Genomic DNA, 17243 nt, shown 5'->3' with positions numbered 1-17243 from the left:
GCCGCATCCATGCCCTGGGAGGGCCGCGATGAAAGGGCAGAGATGACCGATTCCGTGCTGTTGCAGCGGGTTGAAGGCGGCGTCATGGAGCTGACGCTGAACCGGCCGGAGCGACTCAATTCCTTCACCGAAGAGCTGCACCTCGCCCTGCGCGCGGCGCTCGACACCGCCGCGCGGGACGAGGCGGTGCGCGCCGTGCTGCTCACCGGCGCGGGGCGCGGCTTCTGCGCCGGGCAGGACCTGGGGGCGCGCAACCCGGACACCATGTCCGGCCCGCCGGACCTGGGCGAGACCATCGACACCCTGTGGAACCCGCTGGTGCGCCGGCTGCGCGCCCTGCCCAAGCCGGTGATCTGCGCGGTGAACGGCGTGGCCGCGGGCGCCGGCGCCAACGTGGCGCTGGCCTGCGACATCGTGCTGGCCGCCGAGGAGGCGCGCTTCATCCAGTCCTTCGCCAATCTCGGCCTGGTGCCCGATTCGGGTGGCACCTGGACCCTGACCCGGCTGGTGGGCGAGGCCCGCGCCAAGGCGCTGATGCTCACCGGTGCGCCGGTGAGCGCGCCCCAGGCCGCCGAATGGGGGATGATCTGGCGCGCCCTGCCCGGGGCGGAGCTGATGGCCGAGGCCCGCGCCCTTGCCCGCAGGCTCGCCGCCGGCCCCACCTTCGGCTACGCGCTCACCAAGCAGGCCGTGCAGGCCGCCGGCACGCTGAGCCTCGATGAAAGCCTGGACCTGGAGCGCGACCTGCAGCGCCGCGCCGGCCGCAGCCCGGATTACGCGGAAGGCGTGCGCGCCTTCACCCAGAAGCGCAGCCCGGTCTTCACGGGGCGCGAGTCATGAGCCCGGAGGACCTCGCCCCGCTCTCGGCCCGGGAGATCGCCAGCCGCTCCGCCGCCGCGATGTGGGAGGGCGATGCCGCCAGCCGCCTGCTGGGCATGGAGCTGGTGGAGACCGGCCCCGGCCGCGCCCGCATGACCATGCGCGTGCGCCCCGACATGCTCAACGGCGTGGGCACCGCGCATGGCGGCGTCATCTTCGCGCTGGCCGACAGCACCTTCGCCTTCGCCTGCAACAGCTACAATGAACGCACCGTGGCCCAGCACTGCGCCGTCACCTTCCACGCCCCGGGCCGGGAGGGCGACCTGCTCACCGCCGAGGCGCGCGAGGTCCGGCGCGCCGGGCGCTCCGGCCTCTACGATATCGACGTCACGAATGCGGAAGGGGTGCTGATCGCCAGTTTTCGCGGCCATTCGCGCACCATCAAGGGCAGCCATTTCGAGGCCTGAGCGGCCCCGCGAGACCAGAACAAGGGGCGTCCCGGCCCCGGGAGGAAACAGAATGCTCAACGTCACCGGCCCCCGCGCGGCGCTCGACCCGATCGAGACCGCCTCGCGCGACGAGATCACCGCCCTGCAGCTCAGCCGGCTGAAGGCCACGCTGCGCGCCGCCTACGAGGGCTCGCCCTTCTACCGCCGGCAGTTCGACGCGGCGGGCGTCCACCCGGACGACCTCAGGTCCCTGTCGGACCTCGCGAAATTCCCGTTCACGAAAAAGCAGGACCTGCGCGACAATTATCCCTTCGGCATGTTCGCCGTGCCGCGGGAGAAGATCGCCCGGCTGCACGCCTCCTCCGGCACCACCGGCAAGCCCACGGTGGTGGCCTATACGAAGCGTGACATCGACACCTGGGCCGATCTCGTGGCCCGCTCCATCCGCGCCGCCGGCGGCGGCCCGGGCGACATCTGCCACGTGGCCTACGGCTACGGGCTGTTCACCGGCGGGCTGGGCGCGCATTACGGCGCGGAGAAGCTGGGCTGCACCGTGGTGCCGGTCTCCGGCGGCATGACCGAGCGGCAGGTGACGCTGATCGAGGATTTCCGCCCCTCGATCATCATGGTCACCCCCTCCTACATGCTCTCCATCCTCGACGCCTACGCCAAGGCGGGGCTGGACCCGCGCCGCACCTCGCTGCGCACCGGCATCTTCGGCGCCGAGCCCTGGACGAATGCCATGCGCGAGGAGATCGAAACCGCCTTCGACATGGACGCGGTGGACATCTTCGGCCTCTCCGAGGTGATGGGCCCGGGCGTGGCGCAGGAATGCGTGGAGACCAAGGACGGGCTGCACATCTGGGAGGACCATTTCTACCCCGAGATCGTGGACCCCGAGACCGGCGCGCCGGTGCCCGAGGGCGAAAAGGGCGAACTGGTGTTCACCTCGCTCACCAAGGAGGCCTTCCCGATCATCCGCTACCGCACGCGGGACCTCACCCGGCTGCTGCCCGGCACCGCCCGCTCCATGCGGCGGATGGAGAAGGTCACCGGCCGCTCGGATGACATGATCATCCTGCGCGGGGTGAACGTGTTCCCCACCCAGATCGAGGAGCAGATCCTCAAATGCGCCCGCCTCGCGCCGCATTACGAGATCGAGCTCACCCGCTCCGGCCGGATGGACAGCATGACCGTGCGCTGCGAGGGCAAGGCGGGCATGGACGCGGCGGAGAGCGCGGCCGCGGCGCGCGAGCTCTCCGGCCACATCAAGAGCGTGGTCGGCGTCTCCAGCGTGATCGAGGTGGTCGGCCCCGGCACGCTGAAGCGCTCCGAAGGCAAGGCCCAGCGCGTGCATGACCGGCGACCGGAGCGCTGAGAGGCGCGATTGAGGCCCGGACCAAAGCTGGCTACAAAGGTCTCCGCCTTGTCGGAGACCTTCATGAACACGTCTGTAACGTCCCGGATTCTCGAAACCTTTCCCGTGAGCGCCGGGGCGTTCATCGTCACGCTCTACGGTGACGTGGTGGCGCCGCGCGGCGGCGAGCTGTGGATGGGCAACATCGTGGAGGCCTGCCGCGCCGTGCAGATCTCCGAGAGCCGGGTGCGCACCGCGGTCTCCCGCCTCGTGGCCTCGGAGCGCATCGCCGGCGAGAAGCACGGCCGCAAGAGCTACTACCGGCTCACCGAGGCCGCGAACCGCGAGTTCACCCATGCCGCACGGCTGATCTACTCGCGCCCGCGGGCCGAGCCGCTGCGCGGCTGGCACCTCGTGGCGCTGCCGCAGGGGGCGGGGCGCGAGGCGCTGGTGCACAAGCTCTCGCGGCTGCGCTTCGGCATGGCGCAGCCGCATCTCGCCATCCTGCCGGACCGGGGGGAGCCGCTGCCGCCGCTGGGCGCGATCCACTTCCGCGCCACCACCACGGACGACCTCACCGAGCTGGCCCGCAGCGCCTGGCAGTTGGACGCGCTGGCCGGGCGGATCGACCGGTTCGTGGAGGGATTCTCGCCGCTGGAGGGCTGCAGCTTCCCGCCCGCCGAGGCGCTCGGCCTGCGGCTGCTGCTGGTGCACATCTTCCGCGACATCGCCCTGTCGGACCCCGCCCTGCCGCTGGGCATGCTGCCCGACACCTGGCAGAGCCCGGCCGCGCGCGCCCTGTTCGCGCGGCTCTACCTCGCGCTCACGCCCGATGCGGATGCCGCCGTCGCCGCCAGTTTCGTGGACCGCAACGGCACGCTCACCGCCGACCCGACGCGCATCGCCCGCCGCATCGCCGACCTCTCCTACCACTGACACGCCGCCCCCCGGCCGCTGCTCGCGGCCACCCGGACGCCTCCCCCACCGTGGCCGCCTGGCCGCAGCCCGCCCCGCGGTGACCCGGAGGTTTCGCCACACCGTGGCCAGTTGAACGCCTGCTCGCACCGCGGCTGCCCGGACGCCTGCCCGCGCCGGCGTGCCGGGCCCTTCCGCGCGCGCCCGTCACGCTCCGGCCCTGGCGCACGCATCACACAAAACATCACACTTGTCTTGCCATGTGACATATTGAGTGCCATATTGCCGGAAAGAACATGGCAGAGGCTCCGGGAGGATTCATGTCACATGCCCCGATCCGCCCCCCGGCCCGCCCGGCAGGCGCACACCGCCGGCCGGGCCCGGGCGGGGCCAGCGCCCTCTCTCCCGCCACCGCCCCCTGAAGGAGACAGGCACATGTACGCACAACTGGTCGAAACGGGTGAAACCGGCACCTCGGACGCCGATGCAGCCTTCCAGAAGCGCATCGACGAGGGCATCCGCATCGAGCCGAAGGACTGGATGCCCGAGGGCTACCGCAAGACCCTGATCCGCCAGATCGGCCAGCACGCGCACTCCGAGATCGTCGGCCAGTTGCCGGAGGGGAACTGGATCACCCGCGCCCCAACCCTGCAGCGCAAGGCCATCCTGCTCGCCAAGGTGCAGGACGAGGCCGGCCACGGCCTCTACCTCTACTGCGCCGCCGAGACGCTGGGCGTCTCGCGCGACGAGATGACGGAGCAGCTTCTGGCCGGCAAGGCGAAGTACAGCTCCATCTTCAACTACCCCACCCTCACCTGGGCGGATATCGGCGCCATCGGCTGGCTGGTGGACGGGGCCGCGATCATGAACCAGGTGCCGCTGCAGCGCTGCTCCTTCGGCCCCTATTCGCGCGCGATGATCCGCATCTGCAAGGAGGAGAGCTTCCACCAGCGCCAGGGCTTCGACATCATGCGCGCGCTCTGCCACGGCACGGAGGCGCAGAAGGCGATGGCGCAGGACGCGCTGAACCGCTGGTGGTGGCCCTCGCTGATGATGTTCGGGCCGCCGGATGCGGACTCGGTGCATTCCGAGCAGTCGATGAAATGGGGCATCAAGCAGAACTCGAATGACGAGCTGCGGCAGAAATTCGTCGACCAGACCGTGCCGCAGGCCGAATGGCTGGGCCTGAAGGTGCCCGACCCCGACCTCGCCTGGAACGCGGAGAAGGACGGGTATGATTTCGGCACCCCGGACTGGGACGAGTTCTTCGCCGTCCTGAAGGGCAACGGCCCGTGCAACCGCGAGCGCCTCGCCGCCCGGCAGAAGGCCTGGGACGATGGCGCCTGGTTCCGCGAGGGGCTGATGGCCCATGCCGACAAACACAAACTTGCAGCGGAGTAAGGTATCATGAGCAGGGAATGGCCCCTCTGGGAGGTGTTCATCCGCGGGCAGCACGGGCTGTCGCACCGGCATGTCGGCAGCCTGCACGCGCCCGACGCCGGGATGGCGCTGAAGAACGCGCGTGACGTCTATACCCGCCGCAACGAGGGCCAGAGCATCTGGGTGGTGGAATCCGCGCGCATCACCGCCTCCAGCCCGGACGACGCGGAGCAGACCTTCGAGCCTGCGGCCTCCAAGGTCTACCGCCACCCCAGCTTCTTCGACATCCCCGACGAGATCGGAGCGATGTGATGGAGCCCTTCGTGACCTTCTGCCTGCGCATGGGCGACAATGCGCTCATCCTCGGGCAGCGCACGGCGGAATGGTGCGGCCACGCGCCCATCCTGGAGGAGGACATCGCCTTCGCCAACATGGGGCTGGACCTGATCGGCCAGACCCGGCTCTGGTATGCGCTGGCCTGCGCGGCGGAGGGCGACACCCGCACGCCGGATGATCTCGCCTTCCTGCGCGGCGAGCGGGAGTTCCTCAACACCCAGCTTGTGGAGCAGCCCAGCCCGGATTTCGGCCATGCGCTGATGCGCCAGTACCTCTTCGACGCCTGGCACCTGCCGATGCTCGACGCGCTGACCGCAAGCACCCACGAGGGCGTGCGCGACCTGGCGCAGAAATCGGTGAAGGAAGTGCGCTACCACATCGAGCGCTCGCGCGATCTCATCCTGCGGCTGGGGGATGGAACCCCGGAAAGCCACGCCCGCATGCAGGCTGCGCTGGAGGCCCTCTGGCCCTTCACCACCGACCTGCTGGAGACCGACGCGGCCGATGACGCCCTGCGCGCCGACGGCACCCTGCCGGACCCGGACCCGGTGCGCGCCGCCTTCGCGGCCGAGACCGCCGCCACCTTCGCCCGCGCCACGCTCACCCTGCCCGAGCCCCGCCTCACCCGGCGCGGCGGCCGGCAGGGCCTCCATTCCGAGCACATGGGCTACCTGCTGGCGGAAATGCAGTCGTTGCCGCGCAGTCACCCCGGGGCAAGCTGGTGATGCAGCCCTCGCTCGCCACCCTGCGCGCCTGGCTGGCCGAGATCCCGGACCCGGAGATCCCCGCGGTCTCGCTGGTCGATCTCGGGATCATCCGCGACGTGGCGGCAACCGAGGACGGGGTCACCGTCACCGTCACGCCCACCTATGCCGGCTGCCCGGCCACGGCGGTGATCGCGCTCGACATCGAGACCGCGCTCACCCGCCGCGGCGCGGGGCCGGTGCAGGTGCGCCAGCAGCTCTCCCCCGCCTGGACGACGGACTGGATCAGCCCCGAGGGCCGCGAGAAGCTGCGCGCCTATGGCATCGCCCCGCCGCAGCCGGGCCTCGCCTCCTGCGCCGGCATGCTCGCCGCACAGAAGGCCCCCTGCCCGCAATGCGGCTCGGCGGACACCGAGATGCTCACCCCCCGCGGCTCCACCCCCTGCAAGGCGCAGTTCCGCTGCCGCGCCTGCGCCGAGCCCTTCGACTATTTCAAGGCGATCTGATGCAAGAGTTCTTCCCCCTCACCGTCACCGATATCGCCCATGACACGCGCGACGCGGTGGTGCTCAGCCTCGCGCCCCGGGCCGAGGACATGGAGCGCTTCCGCTTCCGCCCCGGGCAATACCTCACCTTCCGCCGCAGCTTCGACGGCGCGGAGCTGCGCCGCTCCTACTCGATCTGCGCCGCCCCGGGCGAGGGCTTGCGGGTGGGCATCAAGCGGGTCTCCGGCGGGGCGTTCTCCGGCTGGGCGAAATCGGACCTCGCCGTGGGCGACACGATCGAGGCCATGCCGCCGCAGGGCCGCTTCGGCCCCGGCGACACCGCGCCCGGGGTGCAGGCCCGCCACTACATCGGCTTCGCCGCGGGCTCCGGCATCACGCCGGTGCTCTCCATCGCCCGCACCATCCTGGGCGGAGACCCGGAGGCGCGCTTCACCCTCGTCTACGGCAACCGCGCCGTGGCCTCGGTGATGTTCCGCGCCGAGCTGGGCGAGCTGAAGGACCGCTACCTCTCCCGCTTCTCGGTGCTGCACCTGTTCTCCGGGCCGGGCGCCGAGGAGGGGCTGTTCTCCGGCCGCATCGACGCAGGCAAATGCGCCGCGCTCTTCGGCGGCTGGCTGCAGCCGGCGGAGGCCGAGATGGCCTTCATCTGCGGCCCCGAGGCGATGATGAAGGAGGTGGCGGGCGCGCTGGAAGGCGCCGGCCTGCCGCGCGAGCGCATCCGCTTCGAGCTCTTCGGCGCCGACCAGCCGGGCCGCGCGAAGCTGCGCGCCGAGGCCGCCGCCGCCCGCGCCTCCGGCGACATGGTGCGCGCCACGGTCATCATCGACGGCGCGGCCACCGAGTTTCAGATGCCCCGCCGCGGCCAGAGCGTGCTCGAGGCCGCGCGCGAGCACGACATCGACGCCCCCTTCTCCTGCAAGGCCGGCGTCTGCTCCACCTGCATCGGCCGCGTGCACAAGGGCGAGGTGGAGATGCTGCAGAATTACGCGCTCGAGGATTACGAGGTCGCCCGCGGGCTGGTGCTCACCTGCCAGTGCATCCCGCTGAGCGACGAGATCGTCATCGAATACGAAGGACACTGACATGCTGGACGCAGACCGCACCGAACCGCGCCGCCTCGCAAGCTACATCGCCGGGCGCTGGCAGGAGGGCGCCGGCGCCGGCACGCTGGTGCATGACGCGGCCACCGGCGCGCCCGTCGCGCGCGTGGACGCAACCGGCCTCGACATGGGCGCCGCCCTCGCCCACGGGCGTGAGGCCGGCGGCCCCGCCCTGCGCGCGATGAGCGTGCATGCCCGCGCGCTGATGATGAAGGAGATCGGCCTCGCGCTGATGGAGGCGAAGGAGGAGCTCTACACCCTCTCCTTCGCCACCGGCGCCACCCGCACCGACAGCTGGGTGGACATCGACGGCGGCATCGGCACCCTGCTCACCTATGCCTCGCGCGGGCGGCGCGAGCTGCCGAACGCCGCCGTGCTCACCGACGGCGCGCCGGAGATCCTCTCGAAGGACGGCAGCTTCATCGGCCAGCACATCCTCACCCCGCTCTCGGGCGTGGCCATCCACATCAACGCCTTCAACTTCCCCGTCTGGGGCATGCTGGAGAAGCTCGCCCCCACCTGGCTCGCCGGCATGCCCGCCATCGTGAAGCCCGCCAGCCAGACCGCCTATCTCACCGAGGCCTGCGTGCGGCTGATCCTCGCCACCGGCCTGCTGCCCGAGGGCGCGCTGCAGCTCGTCTGCGGCGGCACGGGCGACCTGCTCGACCGGGTGACGGCGCAGGACGCGGTCACCTTCACCGGCTCCGCCGCCACCGCCCGCCGCTTGCGCGCCACGCCCGCCATCGTGGAGAACTCGGTGCGCTTCACGGCCGAGGCGGACAGCCTGAACGCCTCCATCCTCGGTCCCGATGCCGGGCCCGGCACGCCGGAGTTCGAGCTGTTCGTGAAGGAGGTCGCGCGCGAGATGACCGTGAAGGCGGGGCAGAAATGCACCGCCATCCGCCGCGCCATCGTGCCGGCCGCCCATCTCGATGCGGTGACCGAGGCGCTGAAGGCCCGCCTCGCGAAGGCCGTCATCGGCAACCCGGCGGAGGAGGGCACCCGCATGGGCCCGCTCGCCTCCCCCGCCCAGGTGGAGGAGGTGCGCGGCGCCATCGCCCGCATCGCCGCGGAGGCGCGCATCGTGCTCGAACCCGGGCCGGTGCCCGAGGGCGGCGCCTTCCACGCGCCCTGCCTGCTGGTGTGCGACAGCCCCCTCACCGCCACGGCCCCGCACGAGGTGGAGGCCTTCGGCCCGGTCTGCACGCTGATGCCCTACGCCACGCCGGCCGAGGCGGTGGAGATCGCCAACCGCGGCGGCGGCTCGCTCGTCGCCTCGCTCTTCACCGATGACGGTGCCGTGGCGCGCGAGATCGGGCTCGGCATCGCCCGCGCCCATGGCCGGCTGCTGTTCGGCAACCGGGGGGCTGCGAAAACCTCCACCGGCCATGGCTCGCCCCTGCCCCAGCTGGTGCATGGCGGCCCCGGCCGGGCCGGCGGCGGCGAGGAGCTCGGCGGCATGCGCGCCCTGCACCACTACACCCAGCGCACCGCGCTGCAGGGCACGCCGGACATGCTCACCGCCATCATCGGCCAGTGGATGCCCGGCGCGGCCCGGCGCGAGGACGCGGTGCACCCGTTCCGCAAGTCTCTCGCCGAGCTGGAGGTGGGCGACACCATCACCACCGAGAGCCGGCAGGTGACGGTGGAGGACATCGAGCATTTCGCCCGCTTCACCGGCGACACGTTCTACGCCCACATGGACGAGGAGGCCGCTGCCCGAAACCCGTTCTTCGAGGGCCGCGTGGCGCATGGCTACCTCATCGTGTCCTTCGCCGCGGGCCTGTTCGTGCAGCCCGACGAGGGGCCGGTGCTGGCCAATTACGGTGTGGACAACCTGCGCTTCCTCTCCCCCGTCCATGCCGGGGAGACCCTGCGCGTGCAGCTCACCGCCAAGCAGATCAACCCGCGCGAGACCGAGGCGTACGGCGAGGTGCGCTGGGACTGCACCGTGACCCGCGCCGACGGCGAGGTGGTGGCCCAGTACGACGTGCTGACCATGGTGGCGAAAACCCAGCGGGCCGGCTGATGGCCCGCTGCTACGCGCTCGACGGTTTCACCCCGGTGGCCGACCCATCGGCCTTCCTCCACCCCGAGGCGGTACTGATCGGCGACGTGCACGTGGGGCCCGGCGCCTATATCGGCCCCGGCGCGGTGCTGCGCGGCGATTTCGGCCGGGTGATCGTGGGCGCGCGCGCCAATGTGCAGGAAACCTGCGTGATGCACGCCTTCCCCGGCCGCGACGTGGTGGTGGAGGAGATGGGCCACATCGGCCACGGCGCGGTGCTGCACGGCTGCGTGGTGGGGGCAAACGCAATGGTGGGCATGAACGCCGTGGTGATGGACGAGGCGGTGATCGGGGCGGAGAGCATCGTCGCCGCCCTCGCCTTCGTGAAGGCCGGCATGCAGGTGCCGCCGCGCTCGATGGTGGTGGGCATGCCGGCGCGAATCGTTCGGCAGCTCTCCGGGGAGGAGGTGGCATGGAAAACCCGGGGCACTGAAGTCTATGCCGAGCTGGCCCGCACCGCCGCCGCCCGGCTGCGCCCCGCCGAGCCCCTGCCCCGCGCCGAGCCCGGCCGAGGGCGAATGGCGGCGCCGGATCACCGTCCGAAATCCACGCCCGGCGCCTGAGCCCCGCCACACCCGTCCGACACCGCAAGAATAACCCCGCCCATCTGGTGATGGGCGGGGCTCTTTAGGGTGCATCCGATCAAATCAATGTCCCCATCATGCCGTGCAACTCTGAATTGCGTCAACATATTTGTGCACCCTGAGGCCGCGACTGCACAGGATATGGCGTTTTCGCGCCCCCGCGCCTCCGCATATGGCAGCGCGCCGGCCGCAGCGGCGCCGCGGCGCGGAACGCACCGGCCGGCGGGCCGGCCGATGCGCGAGGCAGGGTTCGCGGTCAGACCAGAACGTCGGTGCCGCTCAGTCCGCCGGTGTAATCGGAGAGCACGATCTCGAAATCGGCGACGCTGTCGCCATCGGTAGACCCGTAGAGCAGCGTGTCGGTTCCGCTCACCGCGTACCAGGCGGAGTTGGCCGCGGCGCTGGTGCCGCCCCATCCGGTGAGCCCGGCAATTCCGGTGAGGTCGATGAGATCGGCGGCGGTGAAGTCCGTGATCTCGTCGCCGTCGGCCCCGGCCGCGGTGGCGAAGGTGAACGTGTCCGCGCCATTGCCGCCGGTGAGCACGTCGGCCCCTGCACCGCCGTCCAGCGTGTCGGCCCCGTTGCCGCCCAGCAGGGTGTCGGCGCCGGCGCCGCCGAACAGCCGGTCGTTGCCGCCCCGGCCGCGCAGCACGTCATCGCCGATGCCGGCGGTGAAGCTGTCGGCGCCCGCGCCGCCGTCAAAGTTGACGCTGTTCCCGGCGGTGTTGAAGAGCCAGCCCTCCAGCGCGCTCGAATCACCCTCGCCGAGGCCCAGCAGCACGTCATTCACCAGATTGCTCGACCCTGTGTCCGACAGCCCGAGCGACTCGAGCGTCACCACGTTCGTGCCCAGTGTCGGCGTGCTCGTCGTCACCCCGGTGCCGGAGCCGAGGCTGAGGTCGGTGCCGAAGGACAGCGTGTCGAGATCGCCCTCCAGCACGTGGCTGGTGAAGGAGTAGTTGAGCTCCCCTTCCGCGACCAGCGCCTGCGCCGCGCTGCCCTGTTCCTGGATCGACCAGGAGTCGTAGGGCGCCAGCGGCCCTTCGAACCAACCGCGGTTGTCGGACCCGAAATCCGCAGTGAACGCAGAAAGATAGGCATTGAAATCGAGACCGGCGGAGGTCTCGACACTGATATCGATAACGGCCATGACCGTAGTCTCCCATAACCTTGGGTGCTGCGCCGGAAGCGGCGCCGGAATGAGGCTGGAGAACTGGGCCTGACGGTCCGCGCGGGGCGGAACGGCGGCAGGGCCTGGCGCATCTGGCGCGAAACCGGGGCCGCAGGCGGGCCCGGTCGGCGCTCACCATAGCCGAGTGCGCGCGCAGATCAACCCCCGGATGATCCGCCGCCGCCGGGGCACGTCTGGCAGGCAGGCCGGCGGCGCCCGGGGGCGCGCGGCTTGCCCGGCGCGCCGTTTCGGCGTATTGGCCCGGCAAACCCGCAAGGAGAGCTCCGATGACGCGCGGCTTCATGATCGGCATCCTCGCCATGGCCCTGGTGGTCGTGGCCTCGAACATCCTCGTGCAGTTCCTGCTCGGCGACTGGCTGACCTGGGGCGCCTTCACCTATCCCTTCGCCTTCCTGGTGACGGACCTCACCAACCGCTTCCTCGGCGCGCGCGCCGCGCGGCGGGTGGTGGCGGCGGGCTTCGTGATCGGCGTGGCCTGCTCGCTCATCGCCAGCCAGATCACCGGGCCGGAGGGCTATCCGCTCACCACCTTCCGCATCGCCACGGCCTCGGGCCTCGCCTTCCTGCTGGCGCAGATGGTCGACATCGGGGTGTTCAACCGGCTGCGGCGCGGCAGCTGGTGGCGCGCGCCCTTCGTCTCCTCGCTCGCCGGGTCGTCGCTCGACACGGTGATCTTCTTCTCGGTGGCCTTCTCCGGCGCCCTCTCGTTCATCGACCCGTCGGAAGACGTGTCCTGGGCCGCGGCCCCGCTGCCGCTGCTCGGCGCCGGGCCGGAGGTGCCGCTGTGGGTGAGCCTCGCCGGCGCGGATTTCCTGGTGAAGATGGCGCTGGCGCTGGTGGCGCTGATCCCGTTCCGCGTGCTGCTCGGCGTGCTGGCCGCCCGCCGCGCCGCCTGATGGCCGCCCCGGCGGCGGCCGGCTGATCCCGCGCCGGCCGGGCCGGGCTCTCGCGCGGGCCGTGACCGGGCCGGGGAGCGGCCTCACCCCCGCATGAAGCCATTGGCGCTTCCCCGCCCCCCCGCGTGCGGCACCGCCGTGGCTGGCGCAGAGCCCGTCAGGCCGCTTCGCTGCGCCTGCGAAAAAAACGCTTTGAGATCCGCGCCGGGGCGTTCATGCTGAAGGTCCGGATCAACAATCGAAAGGAGGTGACCATATGTCTAGTGGGACAGTCGCCCATAAGCCGTTGGTTTCAAACGTCTTTGATAGGGCGCGTCACACTTCGCTGTGACATGCGACGCCTTGGTGACCCCGTAGGGTCGCATGTCGTCAGCGCGGGCTGCACATCGATGTAGCCGGGTCCGGCGCCCGGAGGATACATGCGTCCTCCGGCGTCGGATCTTCGGCCTGAGCGGGCCGGATTGTTTCCCTCAGCACATGTGCTCCGCCGCCGGGCGGGCTTTCTCCGGATCGGGAACACGGATCGGGGGAAGCATGGGCCGGGTGCCCCGCAACGGCGTGCATCCGCCGGCGGTACCCCAGGGTCAGAAGCTGGCGGCCAGCCCGATTCCGAAGCCCTGGAGCACGTCGCCCCGCGTGTAGCGGGCCACCAGCCGCACTTCGCGCGCCAGCGGCACCCAGGTTTCCGACAGGTTGAACTCCACGCCGGCGCCCACCTGCACCAGCCAGTCGGTGCGCAGGATTTCGCCCTGGTCTCCCGGAAGCCAGGCGGCGGAGAATTCGCCCACCCCGCGCACGGACCGCCCGAAGAGGGTCAGGCCCGTCGGAACCCGCATGCGGGACCACAGCGCCAGCGTCTCCGCCCTCGCCTCGCCGACCACGCCCCTGTCCCCGGCGATGGGCTTGAGGTGGATGCGCGAGTAGCGCAGGGAGAGGTCGGCCTCGTAATCCTCGTCCCAGGCCTTGTTGTATTCCAGCATCATGGACCCGCCGAGCCCCCCGGCGGTGAGCCCGCCGTCGCGCAGGAAGCGGGCGTCCTCGGCCCCGATGTGGTCAGCGATGAACGCCGCCAGCACCGCGGTGTCCGACACCACCTGCCCCAGCGCGAAATTCACCATCGGCCGCAGCACGAGGTTTTCGTTCAGCGCGAAGTCCCAGCCGATGCCGGCGGTGCCGGAAATGCTGGTCCATTTCGGGCGCACGTAGGCGCGGTCGGCATCGCTCACCACGAGATAGGACGGGTTGAACCGCGTGTAGCCGAGGTAGCCCTCGAGGTAGAGCGGGAAGGAATCGCTCACCGTGAAGCCGCCGCCCAGCTGCGCGGAGGCGAAATCCGGCCGGGCGTCCGAGCCGGTTCCGGTGTTCAGCACCAGCGTGCTGGCCGTTTCGCTGGGAACCACCCCGATGCCCATCGCGGCCAGCGCGCCGGAGGCCTGGCGCTCCACGGAGAAGGACACGAGATCTTCCAGCTCCGCCGCCCGCGCCGGATCGGTGCCAAGAAGAAACGCCGGAACTGTCAGCCATCTGCAAAGGTCGCGCATCTGCCTCCGCCGCGCTGATGACTCTGATGGGACAAGGCTAACGCAGAGTGACCTGCAGGTCGAGCGATCCGCAACCGCCGCAGCCTGCCGCAAGATGCAGCGCGTGCGCGCGTGGCCGCGGCGCCACGCGCCCCGGACGGCGGGCGGCTTCCCTTCCGGGAGCCCGGCCCCTGCGGATGCGCCGCATTTCCCCCGGCCGGGGCGTGTCGGGGGAGGTCGCACATGGCGCTATGTCGGCGCGCCCCGGGCGGTTGCGGGCCGGCCCCGCCCGCGCCTCCCCCATTGCAGGTGTCCCCGCCCGCGGCCTCCCCGGGGAGGCCGCGCCGGCGTTCCGACACGGAGGGGCCGCCGGCGCCGCAGCGGGGTGCCGTGCGGGACGGGTCTGCGCGCGAAGGAGGGGGCGGCGTGCCGGGAGGGTACGGAGAGACCGGGCGCGCGCGTCCACGCAGGTCAGGCTCTGGTCGGGCGGTGCCGGTGCCGGGCGCCGCCGCTCTGCTTGCGAAGGGCACCGCGGCGCCGCGCCCGGCCGGACGCCCGGCGCCCTCTCCTCAGCGGGGGGCGGGGCAGCCGTGCAGTTCCACCGCCCGGCCGCCGCCGATGAGCGTGAGGCGCAGGGTGGAGCGGTCCAGCGTCAGCGGCCCGGAGCCGAGATAGTCCAGGTCGGCATGGGTGGCGATGGTGTCGGCGCCCTGCAACACCGGCCGCGAGGGGGTGATCCACAGGTCCTCCACCGGGCTTTCCATCACCACGATCTGCGGCGCCGCGCTCAGGGCATGGTCGAAGCGCACCCGGGCGGAGATGTCGAACCCGTCGGCGGAGGGCACCAGTGTGCAGCTCACCTCCGTGACGCCCGCCTGCGCCGCCGTTTCCGGCAGGTGCCCGAGCGCGGCGCGGATCAAGCCGGCGGAGGGGGAGGCCGGCGCGCCCGGCGCCATCTCGCCCACCGCAAGGGCGTCCGCCGGCATGCAGATGTCCGAGCACACGCCATAGTCCATCGCCACGGAGACGCGCAGCGGCTCGGCGGGGTTGCGCGGCACCAGCAGCACCGGCAGCACCAGGCGGTTGTGGTAGCCGAGCGTCTGCATGCCGTAACTGTCGATCACCTCCGGCACCGGCCAGAAGAACTCCACCCTGTCGAGATTGCGCGAGCCCGACCAGTCGAAGCTCGGCGGGATGCCCGCGTCGCCCGGGCTGCGCCAGTAGGTCTTCCAGCCCGGCGCCAGGCTCACCGTGATGGCGACCATCCGCGCGCCGTCCGGCTCGGCCCAGCCGTCCAGCAGCGCCACGCGCGCCGGCGGCGCCACCTGGGCCGCCGAGGGCGCTGCCGCTCCGGCAAGGACGGCCAGCGCCGCGAGAAGGGTGAACAGGCGTTTCATGGCCTCTGTCATGCCGGGTTGCGCTGCGCGCGTCCAGCCCGGCGCGGTGACGGCCGGTCACATTACGGAGATGCCGCCGGGGCCGGGCAGCGCGCGGGGAGGCCGCTCGGGCGCCGCCGCCCCGGCGCCCCGCCGCCCGCCCGGGATGCAGAATGCCGGACGCACCCTTGACCTGCCCCCCACACCACCGCATTTCATAGTCATGGGCGAAACCGAAACCACAGACTTCCTGAGCGGAAAGGTGCTGATCGCGATGCCGGGCATCGGCGATCCGCGCTTCGAGCGTTCCGTGATCTTCCTCTGCTCGCACAGCGAGGAGGGGGCGCTGGGGCTGATCGTGAACCGTCCGGCGCCGGGCATCGGCTTCGCCGACCTCCTCGGCCAGCTCGACATAGAGGAAGGCTCGGGCACACGGCAGCTGCGCATCATGCTCGGCGGCCCGGTGGAACGCAGCCGCGGCTTCGTGCTGCATTCCGACGATTACAGCCTGACGGAGGCCACGCTGCCGGTTGCCGAGGGCATCGGGATGACCGCGAGCGTGGACATCCTGCGGGCACTGGCCACCGGCGAGGGCCCGGAGCACGCGGTGCTGGCGCTGGGGTATTCCGGCTGGGGCCCCGGGCAGCTGGAGGAGGAGATCCGCGCCAACGGCTGGATCACCGGCGATGTCGACGACGCGCTGCTGTTCGGAGAGGACGACGCCGGCAAGTGGACCGCCGCCCTGCAGCGGCTGGGTGTGGATGCCAGCATGCTCTCGCGCGATGGCGGCATGGCCTGAGCCCGCGCGCCGGGCCTCCGGGCCGGATGGAGGGACCAGGCCGGGTTGCCCTGAGCGGGCGCCCGCCCGAGGTGCCGCCGACACCGCGCGCTATCGCCCGGGCGCGACGCGCTTCGGAAACGCCAGCCTCCCCGCCAGCCTCCCCTGCAGTCGGCCATGAACACCGGTCCCGGGGCGGCCTCCGGTCCGCAGCACGCGGGTTCGGAAATGCTCAGTCCGGCGCCGCGAACACCGGCTGCGGCTCCAGCACGATCACCGTCGGCTCGCGCGGCAGGGTGGCGAGGCTGACCTCCAGCTCGCCGGTGCCCGGGCGGCGCACGGCGAAATCATCGGGCATGCCGGCGAGGAACCGTTCCAGGTTGCCCGGCCCGAACCAGTGCATCGGCAGCACGATGCGCGCCCGCACCCGCTCCAGCACCCGGATCATCGAGGCGAGATCCATCGTGTAACCGCCGTCAACCGGGGCCATCACCACGTCCAGCCGCCCCATCAGCGCGTATTGCGCCGCCGAGGGTTCGTGGTGCAGGTGCCCCAGGTGGCCGATGCACAGGCCCGCCACCTCGAACACGAAGATCGAGTTCGCGTCCCTTTCCCGCCCCGCGTAGGAGCGGATGTCGGTGGTCACGTTGCGGATGATGGTGTCCTCGAGCTCCAGGTAATGGTCCGCCGGGAGGTCCGGCCCCTCGCCCCAGCCGCGCAGCACGTGCGGGATCGCGGGGTCCGGGCTCAGCGTGTTATGCGAGGAGTGCGCCTTGTTCATCGTCACCACGTCGGGCACGACGCCGGAAAGCGCGTGGCCGGTGTAATCCGTCACGATGCGCAGGCCCGCCTCGGTCTCGATCAGGAAGCTCGCATGCCCGAGGAAGTGCAGCCGCACCCGGTCCGGGGTGAGCGGGTCCGCGAAGGCGGCGTCCCGCAGGCGGGCGCCCTCTCCGGGCACCAGGCGGGCGAAGCTCACCCCCGGCACGCCTTGCGCGAGGGCCACGCAATGGCTCGGCGTCCAGGGCTCCGCCCGCGCGCCGGGCGCGAGGGCAAGCGCGCCGAGGCCGGTGAAGACAAGCGTGCGGATGCAGGACATCAGGCGGATCATCATGGCCTCCGTCGTCAGCTCTCTCTCTGCGTGAGCCTAGCGCGCGGGAGCGCGCGCGCGAATTCACCAAAGGGTGATCGCTGCACCGCGGCATCCTCGTGACATCGCTGCGACAGCGGGCGGGGCCCGGCGCGGCGGGGGCCCTCGCCCCC

The 17243-nt window shown here is 71.5% G+C and carries 17 protein-coding genes; 13 read left to right on the top strand and 4 right to left on the bottom strand.

Annotated features, from left to right (window positions below):
* The first annotated feature begins 42 nt into the window (after window positions 1-42).
* The 11 genes from paaG to FDP22_RS09155 all read left to right on the top strand — a co-directional run bounded on the left by paaG (window position 43) and on the right by FDP22_RS09155 (window position 10197).
* Window positions 43-840, top strand: coding sequence for a 2-(1,2-epoxy-1,2-dihydrophenyl)acetyl-CoA isomerase PaaG (gene paaG, locus FDP22_RS09205; protein ID WP_138572011.1), 798 nt, complete (start codon window positions 43-45; stop codon window positions 838-840).
* Window positions 837-1286: a hydroxyphenylacetyl-CoA thioesterase PaaI gene (gene paaI / locus FDP22_RS09200; protein ID WP_138572012.1), complete on the top strand. Its 450-nt coding sequence runs from the start codon at window positions 837-839 to the stop codon at window positions 1284-1286. The genes paaG and paaI overlap by 4 nt, the downstream gene beginning before the upstream one ends.
* Window positions 1287-1338: 52 nt before the next feature.
* Complete coding sequence (gene paaK / locus FDP22_RS09195) at window positions 1339-2646, top strand: phenylacetate--CoA ligase PaaK (protein ID WP_138572013.1); 1308 nt, start codon at window positions 1339-1341, stop codon at window positions 2644-2646.
* Between the two features lie 63 nt (window positions 2647-2709).
* Window positions 2710-3561: a PaaX family transcriptional regulator C-terminal domain-containing protein gene (locus FDP22_RS09190; protein ID WP_138572014.1), complete on the top strand. Its 852-nt coding sequence runs from the start codon at window positions 2710-2712 to the stop codon at window positions 3559-3561.
* A gap of 414 nt (window positions 3562-3975) precedes the next feature.
* Complete coding sequence (gene paaA / locus FDP22_RS09185) at window positions 3976-4941, top strand: 1,2-phenylacetyl-CoA epoxidase subunit PaaA (protein ID WP_138572015.1); 966 nt, start codon at window positions 3976-3978, stop codon at window positions 4939-4941.
* A 6-nt stretch (window positions 4942-4947) separates the two neighbouring features.
* Window positions 4948-5232: a 1,2-phenylacetyl-CoA epoxidase subunit PaaB gene (gene paaB, locus FDP22_RS09180; protein ID WP_138572016.1), complete on the top strand. Its 285-nt coding sequence runs from the start codon at window positions 4948-4950 to the stop codon at window positions 5230-5232.
* On the top strand, window positions 5232-5981 hold the full coding sequence (paaC, locus tag FDP22_RS09175) for a 1,2-phenylacetyl-CoA epoxidase subunit PaaC (protein ID WP_138572017.1): 750 nt from the start codon (window positions 5232-5234) through the stop codon (window positions 5979-5981). Before paaB ends, paaC begins: the two co-directional genes overlap by 1 nt.
* Window positions 5981-6466, top strand: a complete 486-nt coding sequence (paaD, locus tag FDP22_RS09170; protein ID WP_138572538.1) for a 1,2-phenylacetyl-CoA epoxidase subunit PaaD — start codon at window positions 5981-5983, stop codon at window positions 6464-6466. The genes paaC and paaD overlap by 1 nt, the downstream gene beginning before the upstream one ends.
* Window positions 6466-7548 carry a 2Fe-2S iron-sulfur cluster-binding protein gene (locus FDP22_RS09165; protein WP_138572018.1) on the top strand — a complete coding sequence of 361 codons (1083 nt, stop codon included), beginning with the start codon at window positions 6466-6468 and terminating at the stop codon, window positions 7546-7548. The genes paaD and FDP22_RS09165 overlap by 1 nt, the downstream gene beginning before the upstream one ends.
* A gap of 1 nt (window position 7549) precedes the next feature.
* Window positions 7550-9595, top strand: coding sequence for a phenylacetic acid degradation bifunctional protein PaaZ (gene paaZ, locus FDP22_RS09160; RefSeq protein WP_138572019.1), 2046 nt, complete (start codon window positions 7550-7552; stop codon window positions 9593-9595).
* Window positions 9595-10197, top strand: coding sequence for an acyltransferase (locus FDP22_RS09155; RefSeq protein ID WP_138572020.1), 603 nt, complete (start codon window positions 9595-9597; stop codon window positions 10195-10197). Before paaZ ends, FDP22_RS09155 begins: the two co-directional genes overlap by 1 nt.
* A 277-nt stretch (window positions 10198-10474) precedes the next feature.
* On the opposite strand, the gene FDP22_RS09150 is transcribed toward FDP22_RS09155, so the two are convergent.
* Window positions 10475-11368, bottom strand: a complete 894-nt coding sequence (locus tag FDP22_RS09150; RefSeq protein WP_138572021.1) for a calcium-binding protein — start codon at window positions 11366-11368, stop codon at window positions 10475-10477.
* Window positions 11369-11676: 308 nt separating this feature from the next.
* Here FDP22_RS09150 and FDP22_RS09145 point away from each other — a divergent pair, with 308 nt between their 5' ends.
* Window positions 11677-12306, top strand: a complete 630-nt coding sequence (locus FDP22_RS09145; RefSeq protein WP_138572022.1) for a queuosine precursor transporter — start codon at window positions 11677-11679, stop codon at window positions 12304-12306.
* Window positions 12307-12890: 584 nt separating this feature from the next.
* On the opposite strand, the gene FDP22_RS09140 is transcribed toward FDP22_RS09145, so the two are convergent.
* Window positions 12891-13847, bottom strand: coding sequence for an autotransporter outer membrane beta-barrel domain-containing protein (locus FDP22_RS09140; RefSeq protein ID WP_138572023.1), 957 nt, complete (start codon window positions 13845-13847; stop codon window positions 12891-12893).
* A gap of 548 nt (window positions 13848-14395) precedes the next feature.
* A complete protein-coding gene (locus FDP22_RS09135; RefSeq protein WP_170317642.1) occupies window positions 14396-15223 on the bottom strand; it encodes a protein-disulfide reductase DsbD domain-containing protein in 828 nt (275 codons plus the stop codon).
* A 202-nt stretch (window positions 15224-15425) separates the two neighbouring features.
* On the opposite strand from FDP22_RS09135, the gene FDP22_RS09130 reads away from it, so the two are divergent.
* Window positions 15426-16001 (top strand): YqgE/AlgH family protein, encoded by a 576-nt coding sequence (locus tag FDP22_RS09130; RefSeq protein WP_138572025.1) that lies wholly within the window; start codon window positions 15426-15428, stop codon window positions 15999-16001.
* A 211-nt stretch (window positions 16002-16212) separates the two neighbouring features.
* Here the strand turns inward: FDP22_RS09130 and FDP22_RS09125 are convergent, their stop codons facing one another.
* Window positions 16213-17091, bottom strand: a complete 879-nt coding sequence (locus tag FDP22_RS09125) for an MBL fold metallo-hydrolase (RefSeq protein ID WP_430225864.1) — start codon at window positions 17089-17091, stop codon at window positions 16213-16215.
* Window positions 17092-17243 lie beyond the last annotated feature (152 nt).

Origin of the sequence: Paroceanicella profunda (genome assembly GCF_005887635.2) — a bacterium.
Taxonomy (GTDB): Bacteria; Pseudomonadota; Alphaproteobacteria; order Rhodobacterales; family Rhodobacteraceae; genus Paroceanicella; species Paroceanicella profunda.
Note: the sequence above shows the minus strand (reverse complement) of the source record. Positions and strands in the feature narration are given on the sequence as shown.

What these genes read in the sequence shown, in the direction of transcription:
- paaG (WP_138572011.1), top strand. Translation starts at nt 43, where the DNA reads ATGACCGATTCCGTGCTGTTGCAGCGGGTTGAAGGCGGCGTCATGGAG.
- paaI (WP_138572012.1), top strand. Translation starts at nt 837, where the DNA reads ATGAGCCCGGAGGACCTCGCCCCGCTCTCGGCCCGGGAGATCGCCAGC.
- paaK (WP_138572013.1), top strand. Translation starts at nt 1,339, where the DNA reads ATGCTCAACGTCACCGGCCCCCGCGCGGCGCTCGACCCGATCGAGACC.
- FDP22_RS09190 (WP_138572014.1), top strand. Translation starts at nt 2,710, where the DNA reads ATGAACACGTCTGTAACGTCCCGGATTCTCGAAACCTTTCCCGTGAGC.
- paaA (WP_138572015.1), top strand. Translation starts at nt 3,976, where the DNA reads ATGTACGCACAACTGGTCGAAACGGGTGAAACCGGCACCTCGGACGCC.
- paaB (WP_138572016.1), top strand. Translation starts at nt 4,948, where the DNA reads ATGAGCAGGGAATGGCCCCTCTGGGAGGTGTTCATCCGCGGGCAGCAC.
- paaC (WP_138572017.1), top strand. Translation starts at nt 5,232, where the DNA reads ATGGAGCCCTTCGTGACCTTCTGCCTGCGCATGGGCGACAATGCGCTC.
- paaD (WP_138572538.1), top strand. Translation starts at nt 5,981, where the DNA reads ATGCAGCCCTCGCTCGCCACCCTGCGCGCCTGGCTGGCCGAGATCCCG.
- FDP22_RS09165 (WP_138572018.1), top strand. Translation starts at nt 6,466, where the DNA reads ATGCAAGAGTTCTTCCCCCTCACCGTCACCGATATCGCCCATGACACG.
- paaZ (WP_138572019.1), top strand. Translation starts at nt 7,550, where the DNA reads ATGCTGGACGCAGACCGCACCGAACCGCGCCGCCTCGCAAGCTACATC.
- FDP22_RS09155 (WP_138572020.1), top strand. Translation starts at nt 9,595, where the DNA reads ATGGCCCGCTGCTACGCGCTCGACGGTTTCACCCCGGTGGCCGACCCA.
- FDP22_RS09150 (WP_138572021.1), bottom strand. Translation starts at nt 11,368, where the DNA reads ATGGCCGTTATCGATATCAGTGTCGAGACCTCCGCCGGTCTCGATTTC.
- FDP22_RS09145 (WP_138572022.1), top strand. Translation starts at nt 11,677, where the DNA reads ATGACGCGCGGCTTCATGATCGGCATCCTCGCCATGGCCCTGGTGGTC.
- FDP22_RS09140 (WP_138572023.1), bottom strand. Translation starts at nt 13,847, where the DNA reads ATGCGCGACCTTTGCAGATGGCTGACAGTTCCGGCGTTTCTTCTTGGC.
- FDP22_RS09135 (WP_170317642.1), bottom strand. Translation starts at nt 15,223, where the DNA reads ATGAAACGCCTGTTCACCCTTCTCGCGGCGCTGGCCGTCCTTGCCGGA.
- FDP22_RS09130 (WP_138572025.1), top strand. Translation starts at nt 15,426, where the DNA reads ATGGGCGAAACCGAAACCACAGACTTCCTGAGCGGAAAGGTGCTGATC.
- FDP22_RS09125 (WP_430225864.1), bottom strand. Translation starts at nt 17,091, where the DNA reads ATGATCCGCCTGATGTCCTGCATCCGCACGCTTGTCTTCACCGGCCTC.